General features: G+C 72.7%; 25 protein-coding genes and 1 tRNA gene. 15 read left to right on the top strand and 11 right to left on the bottom strand.

Features of this window, described 5'->3' with window-relative positions; translation table 11 throughout:
* Positions 1–7: 7 nt before the first annotated feature.
* Positions 8–649 (bottom strand): maleylacetoacetate isomerase, encoded by a 642-nt coding sequence (gene maiA / locus AC2D80_RS05545; protein WP_484631974.1) that lies wholly within the window; start codon positions 647–649, stop codon positions 8–10.
* 77 nt (positions 650–726) lie between these two features.
* On the opposite strand from maiA, the gene AC2D80_RS05540 reads away from it, so the two are divergent.
* The gene (locus AC2D80_RS05540; protein ID WP_484631973.1) at positions 727–1290 is read left to right on the top strand and encodes a hypothetical protein; all 564 of its coding nucleotides are present in this window, start codon (positions 727–729) and stop codon (positions 1288–1290) included.
* 15 nt (positions 1291–1305) lie between these two features.
* The gene (locus AC2D80_RS05535) at positions 1306–1902 is read left to right on the top strand and encodes a hypothetical protein (RefSeq protein ID WP_484631972.1); all 597 of its coding nucleotides are present in this window, start codon (positions 1306–1308) and stop codon (positions 1900–1902) included.
* Positions 1903–1912: 10 nt separating this feature from the next.
* Here AC2D80_RS05535 and AC2D80_RS05530 read toward each other — a convergent pair whose 3' ends face one another.
* The gene (locus tag AC2D80_RS05530) at positions 1913–3022 is read right to left on the bottom strand and encodes an alkene reductase (protein ID WP_484631971.1); all 1110 of its coding nucleotides are present in this window, start codon (positions 3020–3022) and stop codon (positions 1913–1915) included.
* 204 nt (positions 3023–3226) lie between these two features.
* On the opposite strand from AC2D80_RS05530, the gene AC2D80_RS05525 reads away from it, so the two are divergent.
* From AC2D80_RS05525 to AC2D80_RS05510, 4 genes are all read left to right on the top strand, one after another.
* Positions 3227–3550: a 2Fe-2S iron-sulfur cluster-binding protein gene (locus tag AC2D80_RS05525; protein ID WP_484631970.1), complete on the top strand. Its 324-nt coding sequence runs from the start codon at positions 3227–3229 to the stop codon at positions 3548–3550.
* An 18-nt stretch (positions 3551–3568) separates the two neighbouring features.
* Positions 3569–4267 carry a fumarylacetoacetate hydrolase family protein gene (locus AC2D80_RS05520; protein WP_484631969.1) on the top strand — a complete coding sequence of 233 codons (699 nt, stop codon included), beginning with the start codon at positions 3569–3571 and terminating at the stop codon, positions 4265–4267.
* A gap of 65 nt (positions 4268–4332) precedes the next feature.
* Positions 4333–5382 carry a TRAP transporter substrate-binding protein gene (locus AC2D80_RS05515; RefSeq protein WP_484631968.1) on the top strand — a complete coding sequence of 350 codons (1050 nt, stop codon included), beginning with the start codon at positions 4333–4335 and terminating at the stop codon, positions 5380–5382.
* Between the two features lie 76 nt (positions 5383–5458).
* On the top strand, positions 5459–6013 hold the full coding sequence (locus AC2D80_RS05510; RefSeq protein ID WP_484631967.1) for an NUDIX hydrolase: 555 nt from the start codon (positions 5459–5461) through the stop codon (positions 6011–6013).
* Here AC2D80_RS05510 and AC2D80_RS05505 read toward each other — a convergent pair.
* Complete coding sequence (locus AC2D80_RS05505) at positions 6010–6336, bottom strand: ATPase with chaperone activity (RefSeq protein ID WP_484631966.1); 327 nt, start codon at positions 6334–6336, stop codon at positions 6010–6012. The two genes, AC2D80_RS05510 and AC2D80_RS05505, sit on opposite strands and share 4 nt — an antisense overlap.
* A gap of 152 nt (positions 6337–6488) precedes the next feature.
* On the opposite strand from AC2D80_RS05505, the gene AC2D80_RS05500 reads away from it, so the two are divergent.
* Positions 6489–6683 carry a hypothetical protein gene (locus AC2D80_RS05500; RefSeq protein WP_484631965.1) on the top strand — a complete coding sequence of 65 codons (195 nt, stop codon included), beginning with the start codon at positions 6489–6491 and terminating at the stop codon, positions 6681–6683.
* A gap of 28 nt (positions 6684–6711) precedes the next feature.
* On the opposite strand, the gene AC2D80_RS05495 is transcribed toward AC2D80_RS05500, so the two are convergent.
* Genes AC2D80_RS05495 through imuA form a run of 3 tightly spaced genes read right to left on the bottom strand, consistent with a single transcriptional unit; the run spans position 6712 to position 12073 of the window.
* Positions 6712–9891 carry an error-prone DNA polymerase gene (locus AC2D80_RS05495; RefSeq protein ID WP_484631964.1) on the bottom strand — a complete coding sequence of 1060 codons (3180 nt, stop codon included), beginning with the start codon at positions 9889–9891 and terminating at the stop codon, positions 6712–6714.
* A gap of 30 nt (positions 9892–9921) precedes the next feature.
* Complete coding sequence (locus AC2D80_RS05490) at positions 9922–11271, bottom strand: DNA polymerase Y subunit UmuC family protein (protein ID WP_484631963.1); 1350 nt, start codon at positions 11269–11271, stop codon at positions 9922–9924.
* Positions 11222–12073 (bottom strand): translesion DNA synthesis-associated protein ImuA, encoded by an 852-nt coding sequence (imuA, locus tag AC2D80_RS05485; RefSeq protein ID WP_484631962.1) that lies wholly within the window; start codon positions 12071–12073, stop codon positions 11222–11224. Before imuA ends, AC2D80_RS05490 begins: the two co-directional genes overlap by 50 nt.
* 145 nt (positions 12074–12218) lie before the next feature.
* Between imuA and AC2D80_RS05480 the strand changes: the two genes are divergently transcribed.
* The 3 genes from AC2D80_RS05480 (at position 12219) to AC2D80_RS05470 (ending at position 14487) form a co-directional block, all read left to right on the top strand.
* Positions 12219–12608, top strand: coding sequence for an HNH endonuclease signature motif containing protein (locus AC2D80_RS05480; protein ID WP_484631961.1), 390 nt, complete (start codon positions 12219–12221; stop codon positions 12606–12608).
* 10 nt (positions 12609–12618) lie between these two features.
* Positions 12619–13236 (top strand): pyridoxamine 5'-phosphate oxidase family protein, encoded by a 618-nt coding sequence (locus tag AC2D80_RS05475; RefSeq protein ID WP_484631960.1) that lies wholly within the window; start codon positions 12619–12621, stop codon positions 13234–13236.
* A gap of 240 nt (positions 13237–13476) precedes the next feature.
* Positions 13477–14487, top strand: coding sequence for a porin (locus tag AC2D80_RS05470; protein ID WP_484631959.1), 1011 nt, complete (start codon positions 13477–13479; stop codon positions 14485–14487).
* Positions 14488–14575: 88 nt separating this feature from the next.
* Here the strand turns inward: AC2D80_RS05470 and AC2D80_RS05465 are convergent, their stop codons facing one another.
* Positions 14576–15529 (bottom strand): LysR family transcriptional regulator, encoded by a 954-nt coding sequence (locus AC2D80_RS05465; RefSeq protein WP_484631958.1) that lies wholly within the window; start codon positions 15527–15529, stop codon positions 14576–14578.
* 130 nt (positions 15530–15659) lie between these two features.
* Between AC2D80_RS05465 and AC2D80_RS05460 the strand changes: the two genes are divergently transcribed.
* The 5 genes from AC2D80_RS05460 to AC2D80_RS05440 all read left to right on the top strand — a co-directional run bounded on the left by AC2D80_RS05460 (position 15660) and on the right by AC2D80_RS05440 (position 21454).
* Complete coding sequence (locus tag AC2D80_RS05460; RefSeq protein WP_484631957.1) at positions 15660–17180, top strand: NADP-dependent isocitrate dehydrogenase; 1521 nt, start codon at positions 15660–15662, stop codon at positions 17178–17180.
* A gap of 129 nt (positions 17181–17309) precedes the next feature.
* Positions 17310–17837: a Csu type fimbrial protein gene (locus AC2D80_RS05455; protein WP_484631956.1), complete on the top strand. Its 528-nt coding sequence runs from the start codon at positions 17310–17312 to the stop codon at positions 17835–17837.
* A 17-nt stretch (positions 17838–17854) separates the two neighbouring features.
* Positions 17855–18580, top strand: coding sequence for a fimbrial biogenesis chaperone (locus AC2D80_RS05450; RefSeq protein ID WP_484631955.1), 726 nt, complete (start codon positions 17855–17857; stop codon positions 18578–18580).
* A complete protein-coding gene (locus AC2D80_RS05445; RefSeq protein WP_484631954.1) occupies positions 18561–20966 on the top strand; it encodes a fimbria/pilus outer membrane usher protein in 2406 nt (801 codons plus the stop codon). The genes AC2D80_RS05450 and AC2D80_RS05445 overlap by 20 nt, the downstream gene beginning before the upstream one ends.
* The gene (locus tag AC2D80_RS05440; protein WP_484631953.1) at positions 20963–21454 is read left to right on the top strand and encodes a Csu type fimbrial protein; all 492 of its coding nucleotides are present in this window, start codon (positions 20963–20965) and stop codon (positions 21452–21454) included. Before AC2D80_RS05445 ends, AC2D80_RS05440 begins: the two co-directional genes overlap by 4 nt.
* A 257-nt stretch (positions 21455–21711) precedes the next feature.
* Here the strand turns inward: AC2D80_RS05440 and AC2D80_RS05435 are convergent, their stop codons facing one another.
* From AC2D80_RS05435 to AC2D80_RS05420, 4 genes are all read right to left on the bottom strand, one after another.
* A complete protein-coding gene (locus AC2D80_RS05435; protein WP_484631952.1) occupies positions 21712–22074 on the bottom strand; it encodes a hypothetical protein in 363 nt (120 codons plus the stop codon).
* A 299-nt stretch (positions 22075–22373) separates the two neighbouring features.
* Positions 22374–22450, bottom strand: a tRNA-Pro gene (locus tag AC2D80_RS05430).
* A gap of 35 nt (positions 22451–22485) precedes the next feature.
* The gene (locus tag AC2D80_RS05425; RefSeq protein ID WP_484631951.1) at positions 22486–22974 is read right to left on the bottom strand and encodes a MerR family transcriptional regulator; all 489 of its coding nucleotides are present in this window, start codon (positions 22972–22974) and stop codon (positions 22486–22488) included.
* A 161-nt stretch (positions 22975–23135) separates the two neighbouring features.
* Entirely contained in the window at positions 23136–23462 is a 327-nt protein-coding gene (locus tag AC2D80_RS05420) for an integration host factor subunit alpha (RefSeq protein WP_484631950.1), read from the bottom strand.
* Between the last annotated feature and the right edge of the window lies 1 nt (position 23463).

Raw genomic sequence — 23463 nt, 5'->3', positions numbered from 1 at the left:
GCCCGGCTCAGGGCTCGAAGTCGGGACAGGCCTTGGGCTGCGCCTGCTGGAAGGCCGGGTGCTCCATGCAATGGGCAAACACCGCCATGGTGCGGTCCAGGCCGGTGAAGTCCACGTTGAACCGCTGGCCGTTGAAGATCTGCGGCACGAGCAGGCAGTCGGCCAGCGTGGGCGTGTTGCCGTGGCAGAAAGAACCCGTCGGGCCGGCCACGAGCTGCCGCTCAAACGCCTCCAGCCCGGTGCGCACCCAGTGGCGATACCAGGCGTTTTTCGGGTCTTCTTCGACCTTGAGCTCGCGCGTGAGGTACTTCAGCACGCGCAAGTTGTTGATCGGGTGGATCTCGCAGGCCACGATCTGCGCCAGGGCCCGCACGCGCGCCCGGCCGAGCGCGTCGCCAGGGAGCAGCGGCGGGGCGGGATGGGTCTCGTCGAGGTACTCGATGATCGCCATCGACTGGGTCAGGCGGGTCCCGTCGTCCAGTTCGAGCAGGGGCACGAGGCCCTCGGCAGCGATCTGCGTGTAGGCCGCCTCGCGGTGGTCGCCGCGCGCGAGGTGGACCGGCACGTACTCGTAAGGCAGCCCCTTGAGCGCCAGCGCAATGCGCACCCGGAAAGAAGCGGAGGAACGGAAATAGTTGTAGAGCTTCATGGGACACCAAGGATACCTGTACCCCCTGTGACGTGCACTAGCATGCGGCCACGTCTGAGGAGACGGAGGAGAAACGCATGAGAACCACCCGATGGGCCGCGACGGCCCTGGCGGCATCGCTGCTGGCCGGCTGCGCCACATTTCCCGTGCCGGGCTACAGCCCGGACTACCCGAGCCTGGACCGGCTCAAAACGGTGCCATTGGCGCCAGTGGCCGTGGGCGAGTTTCAGCCGCTCGATCCGGCCGCGCCAGTGAACCAGGTCACCCTGCGCGGGGCGCCCTTTGTGCCGCCGGGCGGGAGTTTTGCGGCGTACGTGGCCACCGCGCTGCGGGCCGACCTCGGCGAGCTGCGCCGCCTGGACCCCGCAGCGCCCACCCAAGTCAGCGGCACCCTGCTGCGCAACCACTTCGATATTTCCGGCTTTTCCACCGGGACCGGTGACATGCGGGTGCGCCTGCTGGTCACCCGCGGTGGTGTGACGCGGCTGGACAAGACCTACGACGCATCGATCAGCTTTCCGATCCACCTGGCCGCCAACGTGGCGGTGCCCCGCGCCCAGGCCGAATACCCCCGGCTGGTGCAGCGGCTGCTGCAGACCGTTTACGCCGATCCCGCCTTCCAGGCCGCCCTGCAACCCTGAACCCCGGAGACGCCCATGAGCCCCCTGAACCTGATGCAACGCGCCCGCCTGTGGGCCGGTGTGGCCACCCTGGCCCTGCTCACCGCCTGCGCCCACCCGATCGGCATTGGCCCGCTCGACACACCGGTGCGCGCCGAAGCGAGCCTCAGCCCGAAGAAGGCAGCCTACGTGATGACCGACGCCGACCGGGCGCGCGAAGTCACCACGCCCGGCGGCGGTGGCGACAAGGTGAGTTACTTCCCCTACCGCGACCTGGAAAAGTCGATCCGCGACGCACTGCGTGCCGTGTACAGCGACGTGTTCGTGGTGCCCAACGCCGATCCCGCCACGCTGCAGGCGCTGGGCGCCACGGTCGTCTTCACGCCCGTGATCACCACGCAATCGGCCTCGCCTTCGCTGTTCACCTGGCCGCCCACCGAGTTCACCATCGACCTCACCTGCGACGTCACCGACGCCAGCGCCCAGCGGCTGACGCAACTCAAGGTGCAGGCCCGGGGGACGGCGGAGTTCGCCGAGTTCAAGAGCGACTTCGGCCTGGCGGGGCGGCGCGCCGCGACCCGCCTGTCCGAAGAACTCAAACAGGCCATCCTCGCCCAGCCCGCGCTGCGCTGAAGCAGGCCGCTCAGGCCGCCGCACCCAGCGTCGGGTAGTCGGTATAGCCCGGGGCGCCGCCGCCATAGAAGGTGGCGCGGTCCGGGGTGTTGAACGGACCGCCGGCGCGCAGGCGCTCAACGAGGTCGGGGTTGGCGATGAACGGGCGGCCGAAGGCCACCAGGTCGGCGCCGTCGGCGAGCGCGCGCTCGGCCAGCGCGAGGTCGTACCCGTTGTTGACCATCCAGGCGCCCTGCCCGCCCGCGGCGCGGTACGCGGCCTTGAGCGCCGCGTAGTCAAACGGGCGGTCGGCCAGCTCGCGCGGTCCGCCGGTGGCGCCTTCGATCACGTGCACGTAGGCCAGCCCGTGCGGGGCCAGCGCTTCGACCACGTGGGTGAAGAGCGGCTGCGGGTCGGCGTCGACGATGTCGTTGGCCGGCGTCACGGGCGAGAGGCGGATGCCGGTGCGGCCGCCGCCGATTTCGGCCACGACCGCCGCCACCACCTCGCGCAGCAATCGGGCGCGGTTGTCGATGGAGCCGCCGTAGGCATCGGTGCGCTGGTTGGCGCCGGTCTTGAGAAACTGATCGAGCAAGTAGCCGTTGGCGGCGTGGATTTCCACCCCGTCAAAGCCAGCCTCGATCGCGGCGCGGGCCGCGCGGCGGTAGTCCGCCACGATGCCGGGCAGCTCGTCGAGGGCCAGGGCGCGCGGCTCGGAGGTGTCGACAAAGCTCGGCACGCCGTCTTGCAGCAGCACGGTCTTGGTCGCCGCGCGCACGGCCGAGGGCGCCACCGGGGCGCCGCCGCCGGGCTGCAGGCTGGTGTGCGACACGCGGCCCACGTGCCAGAGCTGGGTGACGATGCGGCCGCCGGCGGCGTGGACCGCGTCGGTCACGGCGCGCCAGCCGGCCACCTGCGCCGGCGCATACAGGCCCGGCACATCGGCATAGCCCTGGCCCTGGTGGCTGATGGCCGTGGCCTCGGTGATCAGCAGACCGGCGCTGGCGCGCTGGCGGTAGTACGTGGCCATCAGCGGCGTGGGCACCGCGTTCGGGGCGCGGTTGCGGGTCAGCGGCGCCATGACGACGCGGTTGGCCAGCGCGAGCGCGCCGGCGGTGACGGGATCAAACAGGGAAGCCATGGACAGAGCACCTTTCGAATCGTGAACAGCCGGCGACCATGCGGCCGGCGAGGGGCGCATTCTCGGCAGGCCCGCCCCACGGCGCACCCGCCCCGGGAAAACCCCGACGCGCCCCACGGCCGAATCCGCCGGCGTGGCGCCAGGGCCGGGCTTGCGCTAAGCGCGCGACAATCGCCACCCGAGCCCGAGTCTGCCCCGCGTCCCATGATCCAGCTGCGTTTTATCGCTGCCGACGGCAGCGCCCGCGACATCACCGCCGACACCGGCATCAGCCTGCTCGACGCCGCCGTGCGCGCCGACGTGCGAGGCATCGACGGCGACTGCGGCGGTGCCCTCACCTGCGCGAGCTGCCACGTGATGATCGGCGCGCCGTGGGCGGCGCAGTTGCCCGCGCCGGTGGCCGACGAGGCCGATCTGCTGGATTACGCGACCACCCCGCCCACCTCCGACAGCCGCCTGGCCTGCCAGATCCGGCTGATCGACGCGCTCGACGGCATGGTGATTCACCTACCCGAACGCCAGGCCTGAAATGGCACACTGCGGGGCATGACCACCTACGCCTTCACCCCGCCGCCCACCGTCAGCGTGCCCATCGTCGGCCGCGCCGAGCGATTCCCGGTCCACCGCATCTACTGCGTGGGCCGCAACTACGAAGACCACGCCAAGGAAATGGGCCACAGCGGCCGCGAGCCGCCGTTCTTTTTCCTCAAGCCGGCGGACACCATCGTGGTCGCCGAACCCGGCCAGACCGCGACCATTCCCTACCCCGACCTGACCGGCAACTTCCACCACGAGATCGAGCTGGTGGTGGCCATCGGGCGTGGCGGCCAGCAGATCGCCGCCGCCGATGCGATGGACCATGTGTTCGGCTTTGCGGTGGGACTCGACATGACCCGGCGCGACCTGCAGTCCGAGATGAAAAAGCAGGGCAAGCCCTGGTGCATCGGCAAGGCCTTCGACCACGCCTCGCCGATCGGCCCCATCACCCCGGTGGCCCACGCCCCCGGCGCAACCCAGGCCGCCATCTGGCTGCAGGTCAATGGCCAGGACCGCCAGCGCAGCCACACCAGCAAGCTCATCTGGAACATCGCCGAGACCATCGAGCAGCTGTCGCGCGGCTGGGCGCTGCAGCCTGGCGACCTGATCTACACCGGCACGCCCGAAGGCGTGAACGCGGTCGTGCGCGGCGACGTGCTGCACGGCCACGTGGACGGCCTCACCGACATCCGCATCCAGGTGGCCTGAGACCAACCCGCACCCCACACCCCACCGCGGCCCCTTCCCACCCCCCACCCCGGAGACCCCCCACCATGTTGTCCCGCCGTTCGCTGCTCCAATCCGGCGCCGCCGTCGCCCTGGGCGCCCCCGCCCTGACCGGCTTCGCCCAGTCCAGCGTCACGCTGAAGTTCCACACCTTCATGGCGCCGCAGTCCAACGTGTGGCTCAACATGCACAAGGCCTGGATGGACCGGGTGGAGAAGGACTCGGGCGGCCGCATCAAATTTGAGGGCTACCCGGCCATGCAGCTCGGCGGTACGCCGGTGCAGCTGTTCGATCAGGCGCGCGATGGCGTGGTTGACATCGTCTGGACGCTGCCCGGCAACACCGCCGGGCGTTTCCCGCGCACGGAGGTGTTTGAACTGCCGTTCATGATGAACAACGCCGAAGCCACGTCGCGCGCCTTCTGGGAATACATCCAGACCATGGCGCCGGACGAGTACCGCGAGGTCCACCCGATCGCCCTGCAGGTGCACGGCCCGGGCATGTTCCACATGCGCAACAAACAGGTGAAGAGCGCCGAAGACCTGCGCGGCTCCAAGGTGCGTGGTCCGACCCGCCAGATCACCAAGATGCTGGGCTACCTCGGCGCCACGCCGGTGGGCATGCCGCTGCCGCAGATCCCGGACGCGCTGTCCAAGGGGGTGATCGACGGCTGCGTGATTCCCTGGGAGGTGGTGCCATCGGTGAAGGTGCACGAGCTCACCAAGTTCCACAGCGAGTTCGCGCCAGCCGGTGGCGCGCTGTACACCACCACCTTCGTGATGGCGATGAACAAGGCCAAGTACGCCGGCCTGCCGCCCGACCTGAAGGCTGTCATCGACAAGCACTCCGGCCTGGAAACCTCCGGCTGGCTCGGCCGCACGCAACAGGCCGGTGACGCCGCCGGCCGCGAGGCCGCCGTCAAGCAGGGCAACACGATCTACACCATCCCGCCGGCGGACGCGCAGGAGTTCCAGCGCAAGGCCCGGCTGGTGGAGGTCGAGTGGGTGCAGGACATGGACAAGCGCGGCTTCAACGGCCGCCAGCTGCTGGAGACGGCCAAGTCGCTGATCGCCAAACACGGCGGCAAAAAAACCTGATCGGCTGCGCACCGAAAGCCGGGCGCGCGCCCGGCTTTTGGCCGGTCTGCGCGGACCGCGCCGCTACACTGCCCGCATGCTGCGACCGCCCGCCAAACACTGCCGCCACTGCGGCACCGCCGTCGTGATCCGCCGTCCGGACGACGGCGACACCCGCGAGCGCGCGGTGTGTCCGGCCTGCGGCACGGTGCACTACGACAACCCGCTCAACGTGGTGGGCACGGTGCCGGTGTGGGGCGACAGCGGCGAGTACGTGTTGCTGTGCAAACGCAACATCGAACCCCGCTGGGGCAAATGGACCCTGCCGGCCGGGTTCATGGAACTCGGCGAAACCACGGCCGAGGGCGCGGCGCGCGAGACCGACGAAGAGGCCGGCGCCCACATCGAGCTCGGCGAGTTGTTCACGCTGATGAACGTGGCCCGCGTCGGGCAGGTGCATCTGTATTACCGCGCCCGGCTGCTTAGCGACCGCTTCAACCCGGGCCATGAAACCATCGAGGCGCGGCTGTTCACCGAAGCGGACATCCCGTGGGACGAGATCGCCTTCCGCACGGTCAAGGAAACGCTCGAGCGCTACTTCGCCGACCGGCGCGCCGGCCGCTTCGGCTTCCACGCCTTCGACATCGCCTAAGGGCGGGGCGCTGCGGGCGCCGGTAACGGCCAGCCCAGCAACTCCGCCAAGCGGCCCAGCACCCAGTCTGCCTCCGGGCCCTGCACCACCAGCGGCTCGGTCCGCAGGCCCTGCCCCACCCGCTGCAGCACATCCTCCGGCGTGATGCCCAGTTGAAACTCCAGGTTGCGCGCGGTCTCGGTGAGCATCTGGGCCATGTCCTCGCACAACTCGTGGCGGGTGGCCAGTTCAGCCAGCGGCAGGGTCGGCTTGAGCCGGCCCGGCGGCAGGTACAGGGCCACGAAAGACGGCGGGATCACGAGCTGGCTGGAATCGTCGGGCATGGCGGTTCGGGGTGGTGGACGGGATGGCGGTGTCTTGAAACGGCGGCGCCCCGGAATCGCGGCGCCGGGCCCCTTGCTCGGGTATCGGCCGTCGCGCTGGCGCCGGGCGCCGTCCGGCGGCACCATGCACCCCTCGAACAGCAGGAGCGGCCATGGCGATCTGGTACGAACTGGGCATTTTCGCGCTCGCGCTGGCCTTTGGCTGGTGGCAGCTGCACGACGTGAAAAAAGCGCGCGCCCAGACGCGGGCGAAGCGGGAGGCAGAAGCCCGGCGCGCGGCGGCCGAAGCCGCTGCGGCGGGAGGGCCGGCGGCGGCGGGCTCGCCCGACGAGCCGCGCACACCCTGATCCACCGGCACCGCGGGCCGAAATGGCCTCAGTGGAAATCACGGCTGTGGGTGGCCAAGCGGCCGAGCAGCGGGCTGAGGTCTTCCAGGTGGCCGGCGATCAGGTTGGTGACGTCGCCTTCGCGCTGCCAGGTGCCATAGACCGCGAGCAGGCGTGAACGCAGCAACGTGTCGCGCTGGCGATCGCGCAGGCGCTTCCACACGATCACCTGCACCACGCCGGTCTCGTCTTCAAGGCTGACGAAGACCACGCCGCTGGCGGTTTCGGGCTGCTGGCGCAGCGTGACGAGGCCGGCGTGGCGGACCAGACGGCCGTGGGGCGCGGCGCGCAGCTCGGCGGCCGTGGCCAGCCGGCGTGCGGCGAGTTGCGGGCGCAGCAGGGCCAGCGGGTGGCGGCGCAGGCTCAGGCCGAGGCTGGCGTGGTCCCAGACGATGGCTTCGCCCTCGGGGGCCTCGGGCAGGTTCAGCGGTGCTTCTTCGACCGGGGCATCGCGCAGGAGCTCAGGCAGCGGTTGCAGCGCGGCGGCGTCCCAGACCTGCTGGCGGCGGTGGCCGCTGAGGCTGGTCAGCGCGTCGGCCGCGGCCAGGCATTGCAGGTCGGCCGGGCCGAGCCGGGCGCGCCGGGCGAGGTCGTCGGTGCTGTCGAACGGGGCCTGCGCGCGCGCGGCCAGCACGCGGCGCGCCACGGCCTCACCCAGGCCAGCCACCAGGCGCAGGCCCAGCCGCACCGGCGGGTGGGCGCGGCCGATGGGGTGGTGGGCGAGGTCTTCGAGGGTGCAGTCCCAGTCGCTGTGCATCACGTCGACCGGGCGCACGGCCACGCCGTGGCGCTGGGCGTCGGCGACGAGCTGGCGCGGGGTGTAGAAGCCCAGCGGCTGGCTGTTGATGAGGGCGGCGAGGAATTCGGCCGGGTGGTGGCACTTGACCCAGCCGCTGGCGTAGACCAGCAGGGCGAAGCTGGCGGCGTGGCTTTCGGGGAAGCCGTAGCTGGAGAAGCCCTTGACCTGCTCGAACACGCTGCGGGCGAAGTCGGGGTCGTAGCCGCGCGCGGTCATGCCGTCGATGAGGCGGCGCTCGTAGTGGGCCAGCCCGCCTTTGCGTTTCCAGGCGGCCATGGCGCGGCGCAGGCCGTCGGCCTCGCCGGGGCTGAAGCCGGCGGCCAGGATGGCGATCTGCATGCACTGCTCCTGGAACACGGGCACGCCCAGCGTGCGGCCCAGGGCCTGCTCCAGCGCGGGGCCGGGGTAGCTCACCGGCACGCGGCCCTGCCGGCGGTCGAGGTAGGGGTGCACGGCGCCGCCCTGGATGGGGCCGGGGCGCACGAGCGCGACTTCGATGACCAGGTCGTAGAAGGTGCGCGGACGCAGCTGCGGCAGCATGGCCATCTGCGCGCGGCTCTCGATCTGGAACACACCCACCGTGTCGGCCGCGCAGAACATGTCGTAGGTGGCCGGGTCTTCGGGCGGGATGTCGGCCAGGCCGAAGGCGTGACCGCGGCGGCGGGCGATCAGGTCGAGGCTGCGGCGCAGGGCGCTGAGCATGCCCAGCGCGAGCACGTCGACCTTGAGCAGGCCCATGGCATCCAGGTCGTCTTTGTCCCACTGGATGACGGTGCGCCCGGGCATCGCGGCGTTTTCGATCGGCACCAGCTGCGACAGCGGGCCGCGGGTGAGCACGAAGCCGCCGGTGTGCTGGGAGAGGTGGCGCGGGAAGCCGATGAGCTGGGCGGTGAGTGCGCTGAGCTGGCGCGCGACGAGGCTGTCGGGGTCGAGGCCGGCCTCGCGCAGGCGCTCGGGCTCAAGACGGTCGTCCCACCAGGTGATGCCGCGGCTGAGGCGATCGAGCAGCGCGGGCTCGACGCCCAGCGCCCGGCCCACGTCGCGCAGCGCGCTGCGCGGCTGGTAGCGGATCACGGCCGCGGCGAGGGCGGCGCGGTCGCGGCCGTACTTGGCGTAGAGGTACTGGATGACTTCTTCGCGGCGCTGGTGCTCGAAATCCACGTCGATGTCCGGCGGTTCGTTGCGCTCGCGGGAGATGAACCGCTCGAACAGCACCGACAGCCGCGCGGGGTCGACCTCGGTGATGCCCAGGCAGTAGCAGACCACGCTGTTGGCCGCCGAGCCACGCCCCTGGCAGAGGATGCCCTGGCGGCGGGCGAAGGCGACGATGTCGTGGACGGTGAGGAAGTAATGCTCGTAGCGCAGTTCGGCGATCAGGGCCAGCTCGTGTTCGACCTGCTGCTGCACCGCGGCCGGCGCGCCGGCCGGCCAGCGCCAGGCCATGCCGTCCCAGGTGAGGCGGCGCAGCCAGCTCGACGGGGTGTGGCCGGGCGGCACGACCTCGTCGGGGTACTGGTAGCGCAGCTCATCGAGCGAGAAGCGGCAGCGCGCGGCAATGGCCAGGGTTTCGGCCAGCAGGTCGGGGGCGAAGCGCTGGGCCAGCGCCAGGCGCGGGCGCAGGTGCTGCTCGGCGTTGGACGCGAGGTCGAGGCCGCAGTCGCGCAAGGGGCGGTTGAGCCGTGTGGCGGTGAGCACGTCGTGCAGCGGCTGGCGCGAGCGCACGTGCATCTGCACATCGCCCACCGCCACCAGCGGCACGGCGCACAGCGCGCCACTGTGGCGCAGGTGCTGCAGGCGCTGCTCGTCGCCGAGTTCGCGCCGGTGTTCCACGCCCAGCCAGCAACGGCCGGTGAAGTGGCGCAGCAGCCAGCGGGCCAGGGCGTCGGTGTCGTCGCGGGTGGCGTCGGGCGCGGGAATGGCGATGGCCAGGCACTCCGGCAGCGCGGCGGGATCGATGGCCTCGCGCGCCAGCCGGTACTGGCCCTTGGGTGCGCGCCGGCGCAGCGCGGTGATGAAGGTGCACAGGTGGGCGTAGCCGCGCGCGCTGGTGGCCAGCAGCACCAGGGTGAACGGCGGCTCGCCCTCGACCCGGAACTGGCTGCCCAGCAGCAGCGGCAGGCCGCACTCCCGCGCAGCCACGTGGGCGCGCACGACGCCGGCCATCGAGCACTCGTCGGTGAGGGCCAGACCGCGGTAGCCCAGCGCGTGGGCGCGTTGCACGAGTTCTTCGGGGTGGCTGGCGCCGCGCAGGAAGCTGAAGTTGGACAGGCAGCGCAGCTCCACGTAATCGGGCAGCACGGCCACCGCCGCCCCGCGGGGCGGCGCGGGCGGGGGGGCGGCAGCGGCGGGAACGCGGCGGGGCGGGGGCATGGCGAAACCGGGGGCAGCGGTGGCAACGGGTCAGCCGAAGTGGCCGTGGAGGTACCAGGCGGGGCCGGTGTCGGCGCCCTCCCCGGCCGCGCCGGCCTGGCCGGGCCGGGGTCGGGTCTGGAAGATCCACAGCAGGCCGGCGTGGTCGGACCAGGCGACCCAGTAATCGCGGGCGACGTGGCCGTGCGGCTGCTCGGCCAGGGCGCCGGGCGGCTCGCGGTCCCACCAGCCGCCTTCCACGCGCTGCGGGCCGAGCAGGAGTTGCAGCTCGCCGTGGTGCAGCGGGCGGTGCTGGCGCACCGCCAGGCGCAGCGGCCGCTCCAGCAGGAAGGCCGGCTGCGGCCCCGGCGGGCGGGGCCCGCTGCCGCGGGCCAGCGGCGGTGGCGCCGGGCCGTCGCGCCAGCGGGTCATGGCTTCAGGGCGGTGGTCTTCGTGCAGCACCGGCCAGCGCACCCGCTCGGGTCCCAGGCGCGCGGCGAGCCGCTCCAGCAGCGCGGGCAGCGGCTCGCCGCCGGCGCCTTCGTCGGGCAGCAGGCTGGCGCTGTCGGTGGGCAGGGGCTGCACCTCGTCGGCCCGCAGCCAGAGTTCGCCCACCGGCGCGGCCAGCGTGACGTGGGCGAGGTGTTCGGCGAGCAGGCGCGCGAGGTGGGCGGTGTGGCGGGTGGGGGTGGCGGTGCGCACGGTCAGCGCCCCGCCCTCACCGGCGTCGCGGGCGCGCAAGGCGTCGTGGGCCCAGCGCAGGGTGAAGGCGCTCACGCCGGCCTGCCGCGCGGTCAGCCAGCCGCCGAGCTGCAGCAGCAGGCGCTGCGCGCCGTCGAGCAGACCGGCGGCCTGCTCCTGCCGCCAGGGCAGCTCGAAGCGGGCCTCGAAGCGCTCGGGCACGCTGATCCACGCGTGGGCCTCGGGTCGCCGGCCGTGGGCCTGGTCGAGCGCGTGCAGCAGGGCATCGCCGAAACGCCGGCCCAGCGCCCCGCGCGGCAGCGCCTGCAGGTCGCCCAGCGTGCGGCAGCCGGCGCGGGCGAGCAACGTCCCGGCCGCGGCCGCCGCGCTCAGCGTGTGCAGCGGCAGTGGCGCCAAAGCCTCGGCCAGCGGCTGCGAGAAGGCCTCCCCCCCGCCGGCGCGCGCCAGCGCCAGGGCGGCCAGCGCGTGGGGCGCCCAGCCCGCCGGCGCGGCGTCCAGCGTGGCGGCCTCGGCCTCGACGCGGGCGCGCAGCGCCGCTTCGCCGCCAAACAGGCGGCAACTCGCGCGCAACTCCATCAGCACCGCCTCATCCAGCCGGGTCACGCGGGGCGTGAAGCCCAGGGCCCAGAGCGCGAGGGCGGCGAGCGCGTCATCCGGCGACGGCGACGCGCGGGTTCGCAGGGCGCACCACAGCAGCATGGTCGGGCAGTTCGGCGGGCACCGCGGCCAGCGGGATCGGACGCCGGTTCGGCGCGGGAGGGGACACGGTGGGCGACACCACCGCCGGCATCACCGCCGGCGTGCGCAGCCGCGCGGGCAGCAGCGGCGCGAGCGCGGCGGGCCAGGCCGCCAGACGCAGCGGCGCCGCCACCGGCGGTCCGGGGCGCTTGAGCACCTCCACCGACAGCGCGCCGGGCTCGGCGGCGCGCAGCCGCAGGCGCAGCGGGGCGGGCGAGGCGTCATGCTGCGCCGTCAGCGGGCGGCAGACGAACACCGGCCCCTCGCAGCCCGCGGCCAGCACCTGCAGCCGGCGCAACTGGGCGGCGCTGGCCTGCGGCAGCCAGGCGATGACGGCGCCGCAGGCGTTGGCGCGGATGAGCTGCTCCGTGGTCCACAGCCGCTCGGCCGGGGTGTGCGGCGCCAGCCACAGCAGGCGCGCCGGCGGCAGGCCTTCGGCGCACAGGCCCGGGGCGTGCGGCGGATGGGGCGGCGCCACGAAGGCCAGCGGCCGACGCAGGCCGCGCCAGCACGGGGCGAGCAGGCGGGCCAGCACGGCGGTGCTGTGCGGGGCGAGCAACTCGGTCAGCGCGTGACCGGGCCAGCCGCCGCCGGGCAGGACGGCGTCGAGCGCGGGCCAGCCGCTGGGCCAGACGCGCGGCGCGGCGACGCCAAGCCGGTCGGCGCGCCAGACGCCGGCGGGCCAGCCGGCCAGCGGGTCGGCGGTCGGATCGGGGGTCGGCTCGACCGCCGGCGGCGGGGAGGAAAAGGCAAGGGCATCCATGGCAAATACTGTACATCTGTACAGTAAATGACGGCGGCCGCCTTGTCCAGCGGCGGCGCAGAACCCGAGCGTTCCCGGCGGCCAAGGCCGGCGGCCTACCATGCCGGTATGACCCGCCACCCGCGCCCGCGCGCCTGACCCGCCCATGGCCGGCCGCATCCGCCGCCGCCTGCTCGCCGAGCGCCTGGACGCCCTGGCGCCGGCCGGCGGCGACCCGATCTGCCCCTTGTGTGGCCGGGCGATCCCGCCGGCGCAGCGCGACGCCCACCACTGGGTGCCCAAGTCGCAAGGCGGGCGCGACACCGCCTGGCTGCACCGCCTGTGCCACCGGCAGGTGCACGCGCTGTTCACCGAAACCGAGCTGGCCCGGCGCTACGCCAGCGCCGAGGCGCTGCGCGCCCACCCGGCGATGGCGCGCTTTCTGGACTGGGTGCGCGACAAGCCGGCCGACTTCAACCCGCCGACCCGGCGCAGCCGCGAGAAGGGCCGCGCGGGCGCGCCGGCCGCCGCGGCCCACCCGGCGTCGGCGCCCTGAGCCCCTCCGCATGACCGCTCCTGCTGCCACGCCAGCCCCCGCCCCCACCCCGCCCGAGCGTGTGCCGCTGGACGCGCTGGCCGCGCGCGTCTGGCAGGAACTCACCCGCGCACCACACGACCGCCACCACGACTGGCGCACCCCGGTGCTGGCCACGCAGGGCCTAGACGGTCTGCCGCAGGCGCGCACCGTGGTGCTGCGCGCGGCCGACAGCACCGCGCGCACGCTGACCGTCTTCACCGACGCGCGCAGCCCCAAGTGCGCCGAGCTGCAGGCGCAGCCCGCCGCGCAGCTGGTCTTCTGGAGTCCGCGGCTGGGCTGGCAGCTGCGGGTGCCGGTGCGCGCGGTGGTGTTCACCGAGGGCGCGCCGGTGGCCGAGGCCTGGGCGCGGGTCGGCGCCTCGCGCGCCGCGGCCGACTACCTCGCCCCCCTCCCCCCGGGCAGCCACTGGCCCGGTCGCGGCGAGACGGCGGCCGATCCGGGTCCGGGCGCCGGCACCGACGCCAGCCACCACCTCGCCGTGCTGCGGCTGCAGGCCGGCGCGATCGACTGGCTCGAGCTGCACCGTGACGGCCACCGCCGCGCGCGGCTCGATCCCGACGGCGCGCTCCACCCCCTCGTGCCCTGAGCCGCATCGACGGGCCGGCCTCCGCCCCGCCCCGTCACGTCATCCCAGCGTCACGCGGCCGACACCGCCGCGTCACCGCGTGGCATGGCGATTGCAGATACCCCCCCGGAGTCTCACCGGAGGAGGAAAAACGCACCCGCCCGGGCCCCGTGCCCGGCTGTGGTGCATCGCGTGCACCAGCGCGCGCCACCGCCGGGCCAGACACCGTCCCCCTTCTGTTCTTCACCACGGAGTCTCACCATGAACAACAACAACCGCCGCGCCCGCCGCTGGCTGGCCGCGCCCGTGCTGGGTCTGGCCGCGCTGGGTGCCCACGCCCAGAGCAACGTGTCGGTCTACGGCCTGATCGACGTCAGCGCCGGCGCCACCAAGAACCCCGGCGGCGCCTCGGTCACCGGCGTGGACAGCGGCAAGCTCACCACCAGCAACATCGGCTTCGGCGGCAGTGAAGACCTCGGCGGCGGCCTGTCCGCGCAGTTCAAGCTGGAAGCCTTCTTCCGCGCCGACACCGGCGAGACCGGCCGCTTCAACGGCGACCCGATGTTCGCCCGCACCGCCTCGGTGGGTCTGTCGCACAAGCAGTGGGGCACGATCAACCTGGGCCGCACCACCACGCAACTGTTCGTGGCCACGCTGTCCTTCAACGCGCTGGGCGACTCCTTCGGCTACTCCCCCAGCATCCGCCACTACTTCGGCGGCGGCCAGGGCGTGACCACCGGCGACACCGGCTGGAACGACTCCATCGCCTACAGCAGTCCGGTGATCAGCGGCTTTCGCTTCGGCGCCACGGTGACCAGCAAGGAAAGCGCCGCGGGCGTGGGCAACGGCGGCAACTGGAGCGCTGGTCTGAGCTACAGCGGCGGTCCGCTGGCGGCCACGGTCGTGTACCAGAGCGTGAAGAAAGACGGCGCGGCCGCGGTGCAGGACACCGAGACCACGCAGGTCGGCGCTTCCTATGACGCGGGCGTGGCGCGGGGCTTCCTGCAGGTGGGCCGGGTGAAAAACCTGACCACCGGCAACCGCTTCGACCTCACCGGCCTGGGCGTGCGCGTGCCGGTGGGCAAGGGCGCGGCGGTGGCCCAGTTCGGCCGCCTCGACCCGCGCGTCGGCGCCGAGCGCAACACGCTGTCGGTGGGCTACCTCTACAACTTCTCGCGCCGCACCGAGGGCTACGTGGTGGTGATGAACGACAAGGTCGACGGCCTGTCCAGCGGCGGCGGCTACTCGGTGGGCATCCGCCACCGGTTCTGACACCGCCCGGGCCCAGGTCCGCGCGCCGCGGTGGGCGGGCGCGGGCCGGCGCCGCGGGGTCGCCCCGCCGCCCGCCCACCGCGGCGACTCAGGCCGGGGTGGCGGCGCGGTCCGTGCCGGCCGCCGCGCGCGCCTGCAGGTAATCGACGAAACGGCGCGCCGGCAGCGGCAGCGGCACATCGGCGCGCCACACCACCGACCACTGCCGCTGGATCGGAAACCCCTCGACCGGCAAGCGCACCCAGGGCGCCGCGCCCGCCGGCGCGGGCCCGGCGTCCACCGCCAGGGCCGACACCACGGCCAGCCCCAGACCCGCGCCGACCGCGTGTTTCAGGGCCTCGTTGCTGCCCAGGCTCATGGCCACGCGCGGCGCCACGCCGTGGGTGGCGAAGTGTTTCTCGGCCACCAGCCGCGTGCCGCTGCCGGGCTCGCGCAACAGCCAGCGCTCGGTGGCCAGCCGCGCCAGCGGCACCGGCGCGCCCGCCTGCGCCAGCGGGTGACCGCGCGGCGCGATCACCACCAGCGGGTTGTCCAGAAACGGCAGGCTGTGCAGCGGCAGCTCGTCGGGCGGCAGCATCATCACCGCCAGGTCATCGGCCTGCCGGTGCAGGCGCTCGATCACCCGGTCCCGGTTTTCCACCGCCAGGTCGATCTCCACGCCCGGGTGGCTGGCGCTGAACGGCCCCAGCAGGTCGGGCACGAAATACTCGGCGGTGGTCACCGCAGCGATCCGCAGCCGCCCGCGCAGCAGCCCGCGCAGGTCGCCCAGCCGGCCTTCAAAGCGCTGCCAGCAGTCGCTGATCTCGCCCACCGTGTCGCGCAGCGCCTCGCCCACCGGCGTGAGCCGCACGCCGCGGCCCAGCGGCTCGAACAACGGCTCCCCCACCAGCTCGGCGAGCTGGCGCAGCTGCGCGCTCACCGTGGGCTGGCTCACATGCAGTTCGCGCGCGGCCTGCGTGACCGACAGGCGCCGCGACGCGGCTTCGAAGGCCCGCAGTTGCTGGGGCGAAATGCGCAACAGGCGCTTGAGCGGGGTGGGCATGGCGATGAAACGAAGGAGGAGGCCGTCGAAGCATAGCCTCACATCTATGCTTTTCATCCAAACAAAGTATTTTTCTTGATCAGTGAAGCCGCCTACGCTTCGGTCCGTTCTCACCCACCCCCGAACGACCATGAAAAGCGACGCCCCCACCCCCCTGCTCGCCGCCGCCGACCCCACGCCCGCCACCGCCGTGCCCATCACCGTGGCCCACGGCGACGGCATCGGCCCCGAAATCATGCAAGCCACGCTCAAGGTGCTGGCCGCCGCCGGCGCCCGCATCGCGCCGGAGACCATCGACATCGGCGAGAAGCTCTACCGCGCCGGCCACAGCAGCGGCATCGCGCCCGAAGCCTGGGAGAGCCTGCGGCGCACCAAGGTGTTCCTCAAGAGCCCCATCACCACCCCGCAGGGCGGCGGGTACAAGAGCCTGAACGTGACGATCCGCAAGACGCTGGGCCTGTACGCCAACGTGCGCCCTTGCGTGAGCTACGCGCCCTTCGTCGCCACGCGCCACCCGAAGATGGACCTGGTGATCGTGCGCGAGAACGAGGAAGACCTGTACGCGGGCATCGAGCACCGCCAGACCGACGAGGTCTTCCAGTGCCTCAAGCTGATCACGCGCCCGGGCTGCGAAAAGATCGTGCGCTACGCCTTCGAGTACGCCCGGGCCAACGGGCGGCGCAAGGTCACCTGCATGACCAAAGACAACATCATGAAGATGACCGATGGCCTGTTCCATCGCGTTTTCGACGAAATTCGCGCCGAATACCCGGAGATCGAAACCGATCACATGATCATCGACATCGGCGCGGCCCGGCTGGCGACCCGCCCCGAGCAGTTTGACGTGATCGTCACGCCCAACCTGTACGGCGACATCCTCAGCGACATCGCGGCCGAACTCACCGGCAGCGTGGGGCTGGCCGGCAGCGCCAACATCGGCGAACACGTCGCCATGTTCGAGGCCATCCACGGCAGCGCGCCCGACATCGCGGGCAAGGGGATCGCCAACCCCAGCGGCCTGCTGCTCGGGGCGGTGATGATGCTGGTCCACATCCGCCAGGCCGACATCGCCACCCGCATCCACAACGCGTGGCTTTGCACGCTGGAAGACGGCGTGTTCACCGCCGACCTGGCCGGCGCTGGCCGGGTGGGCCGCCCGTTTGGCAGCATGGATTTCGCCGACGCGATCATCGAGCGCCTGGGCCGCCTGCCCACGCAGCTCAAGCCGGTGCAGTACCAGAACCCCGCGGTCCCGGCCACGCCAGCCGCTGCCGCGGGGGCCGCGCCGGTCCCCGCGCGCCGCCCCGCGGCTCGCAAAGCCCTGGTGGGCGTGGACGTGTTCGTGCATTTCAGCGGCCACAGCGCCGACGCGCTGGCCGCCCGCCTGCAGTCGCGCCCGTCGGCGGCGCTGCGCCTGCAGATGATCACCAACCGCGGCGTGAAGGTCTGGCCCGGTGGCTTCCCGGAAACCTTCTGCACCGACCACTGGCGCTGCCGCTTCGTGGCCAGCGAATCCGGCGGTCAGGTCGCCGCGCGGGCCATCGTCGACCTGCTCGGCGCCCTCACCGACGCGGGCATCGACGTCATCAAGACCGAAAACCTCTGCACCTTCGACGGCGAACAGGGCTTCGCGCTCGGCCAGGGCCAGTGATCCGCCCCCGCCCGGCGGCCGGATTTACCGCCGCCGGGCGATTTCTGTCACACCTTCGCGCGACAAAGCCCGCAAGTTCCCCGCGAATCCGCCGACCTTCCTGGCATCGACCGATGCAAGGAGACAGCGATGGCGGCAAGGATCGGAGGTCGTGGATGGACCACGCGCCGGGCGTCCACCGGGGCAGCGTGGTTGGCCGGTGCGGTCGTGGCGCTGGCGGCCCCGTCGCAGGCCCAGACGAGCACGGCCACCTTCACCGTGACGGCCACGGTGCTGCCGGCCTGCACGGTGGTGGCTGGCGTCCCGCTGGCCTTCGGCGTGGTGACGCCGGGCGTGCAGCGCGACGGCAGCGTGAGCTTCACCGCCACCTGCACCCTCGGCACGCCCTACACCCTGTCGCTGGACGCCGGCACCGGCTCGGGCGCTACGGTGGCCAGCCGGCGCATGAGCAGCGCGGCCGACACCCTCGACTACGCGCTGTACCTTGACGCGGCGCGAACCTCGCTGTGGGGCGACGGCACCGCCGGGACGAGCGTGCGCAGCAGCACCGGCACCGGCCTGGCCCAGACCTTCACGGTCTATGGGCGGGTCGCCGCCAGCGCGGTGGCCCCCGCCGGGGCCTATACCGACATCATCACGGTCACGGCCGCGTACTGAGGCGCCGGGAGTCCACCATGACCCAGCCGTCCGGTCGTGCAGTGCGTGTGGCGCTGGCGCTGGCGCTGGCGTGGATGGCGGCCGCGTGGCTGGGCATGACCGCGGCACACGCGTTCCAGGTGCGCCCGGTGCGCGTCGAGCTCAGCGCACGCGCACCCACCGCGCAGCTGCTGGTGAGCAACCCGGGGCCGCACCCGGTGTTGCTTCAGGCGCAGGCCCTGCACTGGGCGCAGGACGAGCGCGGTGAGCGGCTGGAGCCGGATGCCGACCTGATCGTGAACCCGCCCATCTTCGAGCTGGCTCCCGGTGCACAGCAGCTGGTGCGGGTTGGCCTGCGCCGGCCGCTGCCGGCGGGGCGGCAGCGGACCTGGCGGCTGTGGCTGTCGCAGGTGGCGTTGCCGGCCGACGGCGCAGCGGGCGGGGTACAGATGCTGGTGCGGGTGAGCCTGCCGGTGTTCGGCGAGGGTGATGGTCTGGGCGGGCCGGAACCCGCGTGGCGGCTGGAGCCCGGCGGTCGCGCGCTGGTGCTCAACAACGGCGGTGCCCGCCACCTGCATGTGCGCACCCTGCGGCTCGTGGACGAGGCGCTGGCGCCGCTCACACTGGGCCCGTGCTACGCGCTGGCGGGCGGTCGGTGTCGCTGGGTGCTGCCGGCGGCCTGGGTCGGGCGTGCGCTCAGCGTGGACGCCGACACCGACGTCGGCCCCTGGCGCGGGCGCGTCGATGCGGTCCACGCCGACTGACCCGCGGCGCCAGGCGTGGCCCGGCGGGGCGGCCCGGCCGGGGCTGGCGCGGCGGGCGGTGGGCGTGGTGCTGGTGATGGGGTGGGTCTGCGGCGGCCCGGCCGCAGCGCAGGCTGAGCCGCCCTCGCCGCAGCCCACGCCGCGCGTGGTCGACGTGCGGCTCAACGGCGAGCCGCTGGGCGAGGCCAGTGTGGTCCTGCAGGTCGGCGATCGCTGGTTCATCCCGGCCTCCACCCTGGTCCGCTGGCGCCTGCGGCCACCGAGCCCACCCATCCCCCTGGACGGCGAACCGCACCACGACCTCGGCGCGTGGCGGCCCCGGCTGGAGCCGGCCAGCCAGTCCCTGCAACTCACGCTCGACGCGGCCGACTGGGGCGAGCGCCGCGAAGCCTGGACCAGCCCGCGGGACGACATCCCCGCGCTGCCGGCCCGCAACACGCCGGGACTGGCCCTGGATTACAGCGTGCAGATCGACCGCGACGGCGGCGGGACCCGGTCGAGCACCCTCACCGACTGGCGCCTGGTCGGCACCGCGCCTGGCCTCGTCCTGCGGCACACCGTGCTCTGGCGGCACCAACGCGCCTACCCCGGCGAGCCACGGCAGCAGCGGCTGGACACCGCGCTGCGCCACGCCGATCCCGCCCGCCTGCGGCGCAGCACGGTGGGCGACACGCTGAGCTGCGGCGGGGCTCTGGCGCCGGTGGTGCGGCTGGGCGGGCTGCAGGTGCACACCGACCACGGCCTGCAGCCCGACCGCGTGATCCACCCCTTGCCCGCGGTGCGCGGCAGCGCCGTGGTCCCCAGCGCCATCGACCTGCTGGTCAATGGGCAGTCGATGGGCGAGTCGACGGTATCGCCCGGCGTGTTCGAGTTCGACCAGCTGCCAGTGCCCACCGGCGCCGGCGACCTGCGCCTGATCCAGCGCGACGCCCAGGGGGTGGAGCGGGTGATGACCGTGCCGTACTACGTCAGCCCGCGCCTGCTGCGACCGGGGCTGCGCGAGCACTGCCTGGAACTCGGGCGGCTGCGCGTGGACTACGGTCTGCCCGCAGACCGCTACCGCGGCCGCCTGGCGGCCTGGGGCGGGCGCTGGGGCGTGTCCGACTCGCTGACCGCCCTGGCGCGCGTGGAAGCCGGCAGCGCGGTTCGCAACCTGCACGCCGGTGTCCACTGGGTACCGGGCGGCCTGGGCGTGCTGAGCCTGCAGACTTCCGTCGGCCGCAGCCCCGACGGGCGCGGGCTGGGGGCACGCCTCGGCTGGGAACGGCTCGCGCCCGACCACCACCTGGCGGTCAGTGCCGAGGCGTCGAGCCCGGCCCTGCGCCACGTCGACGGCAGCCGACCGCCCCGGCAGCGGGTGAGCGTGTTCGGCGGAGCGCGGTGGGGCGGCACGGGCGCCACCGTGGGTCATGTGTGGCAGCGCACTGCGTCCGGCGGCCCCCAGCGGGTATGGACCGCCGCGCTGCACACCCGCGCCGGCGACCGCGGCCAGCTCGGCATCACCGCGCTGCAGCGCGGCGGACGCTGGGACCTCGCGCTGCTGTTCAGCCGGCCGCTGGAGCGCGACACCAGCGTTGCCGTGCGCGTGCAGGCCGGCGCTCAGCCCGACCTGGCGGTGCAGGCCCAGCGTGCCGAACCGGAAGCCGGCGGCAGCGGCTGGCGCCTGCAGGCCGGCAGCCGCCCGGGGCGCGCGGCGTTGGGATGGAGCTGGTTGAACGACCACGGTCGCCTGGAACTGCAGGCCTCCCGACTGGGCCCGACGGGCACCGCCGCCCGCGCCTCGTGGCAGGGTGGCTGGTTGTGGCTGGGCGATCAGGCGGTGACGGGTCGATCTCTGGGCGAGGCGGCGACGGCCCGCGTCGAGCTCGACGGCCTGCCCGGCATACCGGTCTGGCTCAACCGCCGTCCCGTGGCGGTGACAGACGCCCACGGCGGAGCGTGGCTCCACGGGCTGCGGCCGTGGGAGGACAACGTGATCGGGATCGACGCCGACCGCCTGCCCATCGACGCCGTCGTGCCCGCCCACGAATGGCGGCTGCGCCCGCCCGGCGAGTCCGTGGTGGCGGCCCGCCTGCCGGTTCGCCGCGCGCGCGCGGCGCTGCTGCAGGTGCGCCTCGCCGACGGCCGACCCGTCCCGGCCGGCAGCTGGCTCGCGGACAGGACCGGCCGACGCCTGCCCGGCGCCCGCTTCGCGGCCGGCGGCTGGGTGTTTCTCAACAACCTCCATCCCACCGAAGGCAGCGCCCTGCCCGGTGGCGCCGCGCCCGCGGGCTCCCTGATCGTCGAAACCCCCGACGGCGCCTGCCGCATCGACGGGGTGACGCCCCCGTCGGACGACCCGCAACCCACCGTCGGCCCGCTCACCTGCCACGAGGTCCCGCCATGAACCGGTCACCGTGGATTCGCCTGCTGGCATTGGCCGCCTGCCTGCCGTGGCCGGCAGACGCACAAACCTGTCAGGTCACCGCCACCCCGCTGGCCTTCGGCCCTTACGCCGCGCCCCATGGACCTCGCGTGGACAGCAGCGCCACCGTGCAGGTCCAATGCACGCCCGCTTACCTGCTGCTCGGCTGTCAGGTCAGCTACAGCCTGAGCCTGTCGGCGGGCCTCAGCCCCGCCGGCGGTCACCGCCACCTGCGTGCTGGCACCGCTACCCTGCCCTACACCCTGCACAGCGATCCTGCGCGCAGCCAGCCATGGGGCGACGGCAGCGAACTGGGCCCGCCGGTGGCCGGCCGGGTCAGCACCAGCCTGCTGGGCCTCGTCTGCCTGCCCGGCAACCGCGTCCACACCCTCTACGGCCGCATCCCTGGCGGCCAGAACGTGCCACCGGGCGGCTACGCCGACCAGCTTGTGCTGACGGTGACGTACTGACGGTGACGTACTGACGGTGACGTACGGACGGTGACGTACGGACGGTGACGTCGCGACCGTGGGGTACCGACGGCGACAAGCGCCCCGAGAGAGCGCCGTGGGCATCGACGCGCCAGCCGCGAGCGTCCCGGGTGGGCCCGAAACCGTCGCGCGCCCGTCGTCGCCACGGCATTGGCCGCTGCGGGCGGCCAGCACCCCTGTCGGCAGTCCAGACCGGCCGTTGTCCGGTGTCCGGCCAGGTGCGCAGACAGAGGCCGCTATTTCTTCTCGCGGTTCTTGAAGTACGCCCGGTAGTACGCCCGAGGCTCCTCGGCCGTCTTGTCGGCGTCGGCCACCAGCCCATCGGCGCACTCCGCGATGCGGTTGGTGCCGCACGTGCCCACCAGGTTGTGCAGGTACGTCCACGTGCCGGTCTCGGGCTGCCAGGCGGAGAACACCGCCGAGTACACCGTGGAATAGCCGGACTTGTCGTCGAGCGTCACCAGGGAGAACCTGAACAGGGCATCCGCCCGCGCGCCCACCAGCTCAAAGCCAACGGACCGCCGGATCCGCTCCTTGATGGCAAAAGCCAGACGCCCGCCCACCGCCTCCTTGGCCGTGTCCTCGACGACGATGGTCATCTGCGCGGAGACGCCGGAAGAGATCAAGCACAAGGTGCAGGCGACAGCACCCGCCAGAGCGCGAACGCGCATGAACATTCCCCCAAGGTAAAGCGACATTGCCGAGGTTTGCGGTTTAGCGTACCGCAAAGATGAGGCATCTCAAGCCAGTCAGGTTGCCGAATACTTCACACGAAGGGGGCTCAGCGCGGGTCGGCGAGCGGTGAGCTCCGCCGCCGGGGCCTCGTCGTCGCCGAAGCCCCGCGCAGCCCGCCAACGAAAAAGCCCGCAACCTTTCGGTTGCGGGCTTTCGGAAGAAATGGTCGGCGTGGCGGGATTCGAACTCGCGACCCCTTGCACCCCATGCAAGTGCGCTACCAGGCTGCGCTACACGCCGACAAGCCTCGCATTATAGCCGGCCCAGCTCGGGCTTTAGCCCGGCAGGCGCAGGAGTTCGCGGATTTCGAGCAGTTCGCGGCGCAGATCGGCCGCGGGCACCACCTCGGTGGACGTCGGGCGGGCGCTGGGCGGCGCGGAGGATGCAGCGGGCGCCGTGGCGGTGATCACCCCGGTGTCGGCGTCGTCGGGCAGGTCGTCGAGCTCAATGACCTCGATGCCGGTGTCGTCGCCCTCCTCGTCCTGGCGGCGGCGCTCACGCTCCGCCTGGGCGAGTTCCTGCAGCTTGTTACGCGCGCCGCTGATGGTGAAGCCCTGGTCGTACAGCAGCTCGCGGATGCGGCGGATCATCAGCACCTCGTGGTGCTGGTAGTAGCGGCGGTTGCCGCGGCGCTTCATCGGCCGCAGCTGGGTGAATTCCTGCTCCCAATAGCGCAACACGTGCGGCTTCACGCCGCACAGCTCCCCGACTTCACCGATCGTGAAGTAGCGTTTCGCCGGGATGGGAGGGAGCGGTTTTTCCATGTAAATCAAGGCGGTTCTCACCGAACCTTGAAATTTACTCTAACTCGCGCGACGGCGGTCACGGCGGGCGGCGCGTGCGTGGAAAAACAGACACCCACCCACCCCGGTGGCCGACAGGCGGGCGCCGGGCGGTCCGGGACGGCTGGGCGGTCGAAGCCAGGTCAGGCGCCGCCGGCGGCCGCCTGGACCTGTTCCTTGAGTTTCGGGCTGGCGTGGAAGGTGACGACGCGGCGGGCTTCGATGGCCACCGGTTCGCCGGTCCGCGGGTTGCGTCCCGGGCGCGGGGCCTTGGTGCGGATCTGGAAGTTACCGAAACCCGAAATCTTGACGTCGGTGCCGTTGACTAGGCTGTCGGTGATCAGGTCGAAGAAGGCGTCGATCATGTCCTTGGACTCGCGCTTGTTCAGCCCGATCTGGTCGAACAGCAGTTCGGCCAGCTGGGCCTTGGTCAGCGCGGGGGTTTCCAGGCTTTCGACAGCGAGTTCCATG

The organism is Hydrogenophaga sp. T66 (assembly GCF_057219855.1).
The sequence above is the reverse complement of the archived record's forward strand: the minus strand, read 5'-3'. Positions and strand labels throughout refer to the sequence as shown.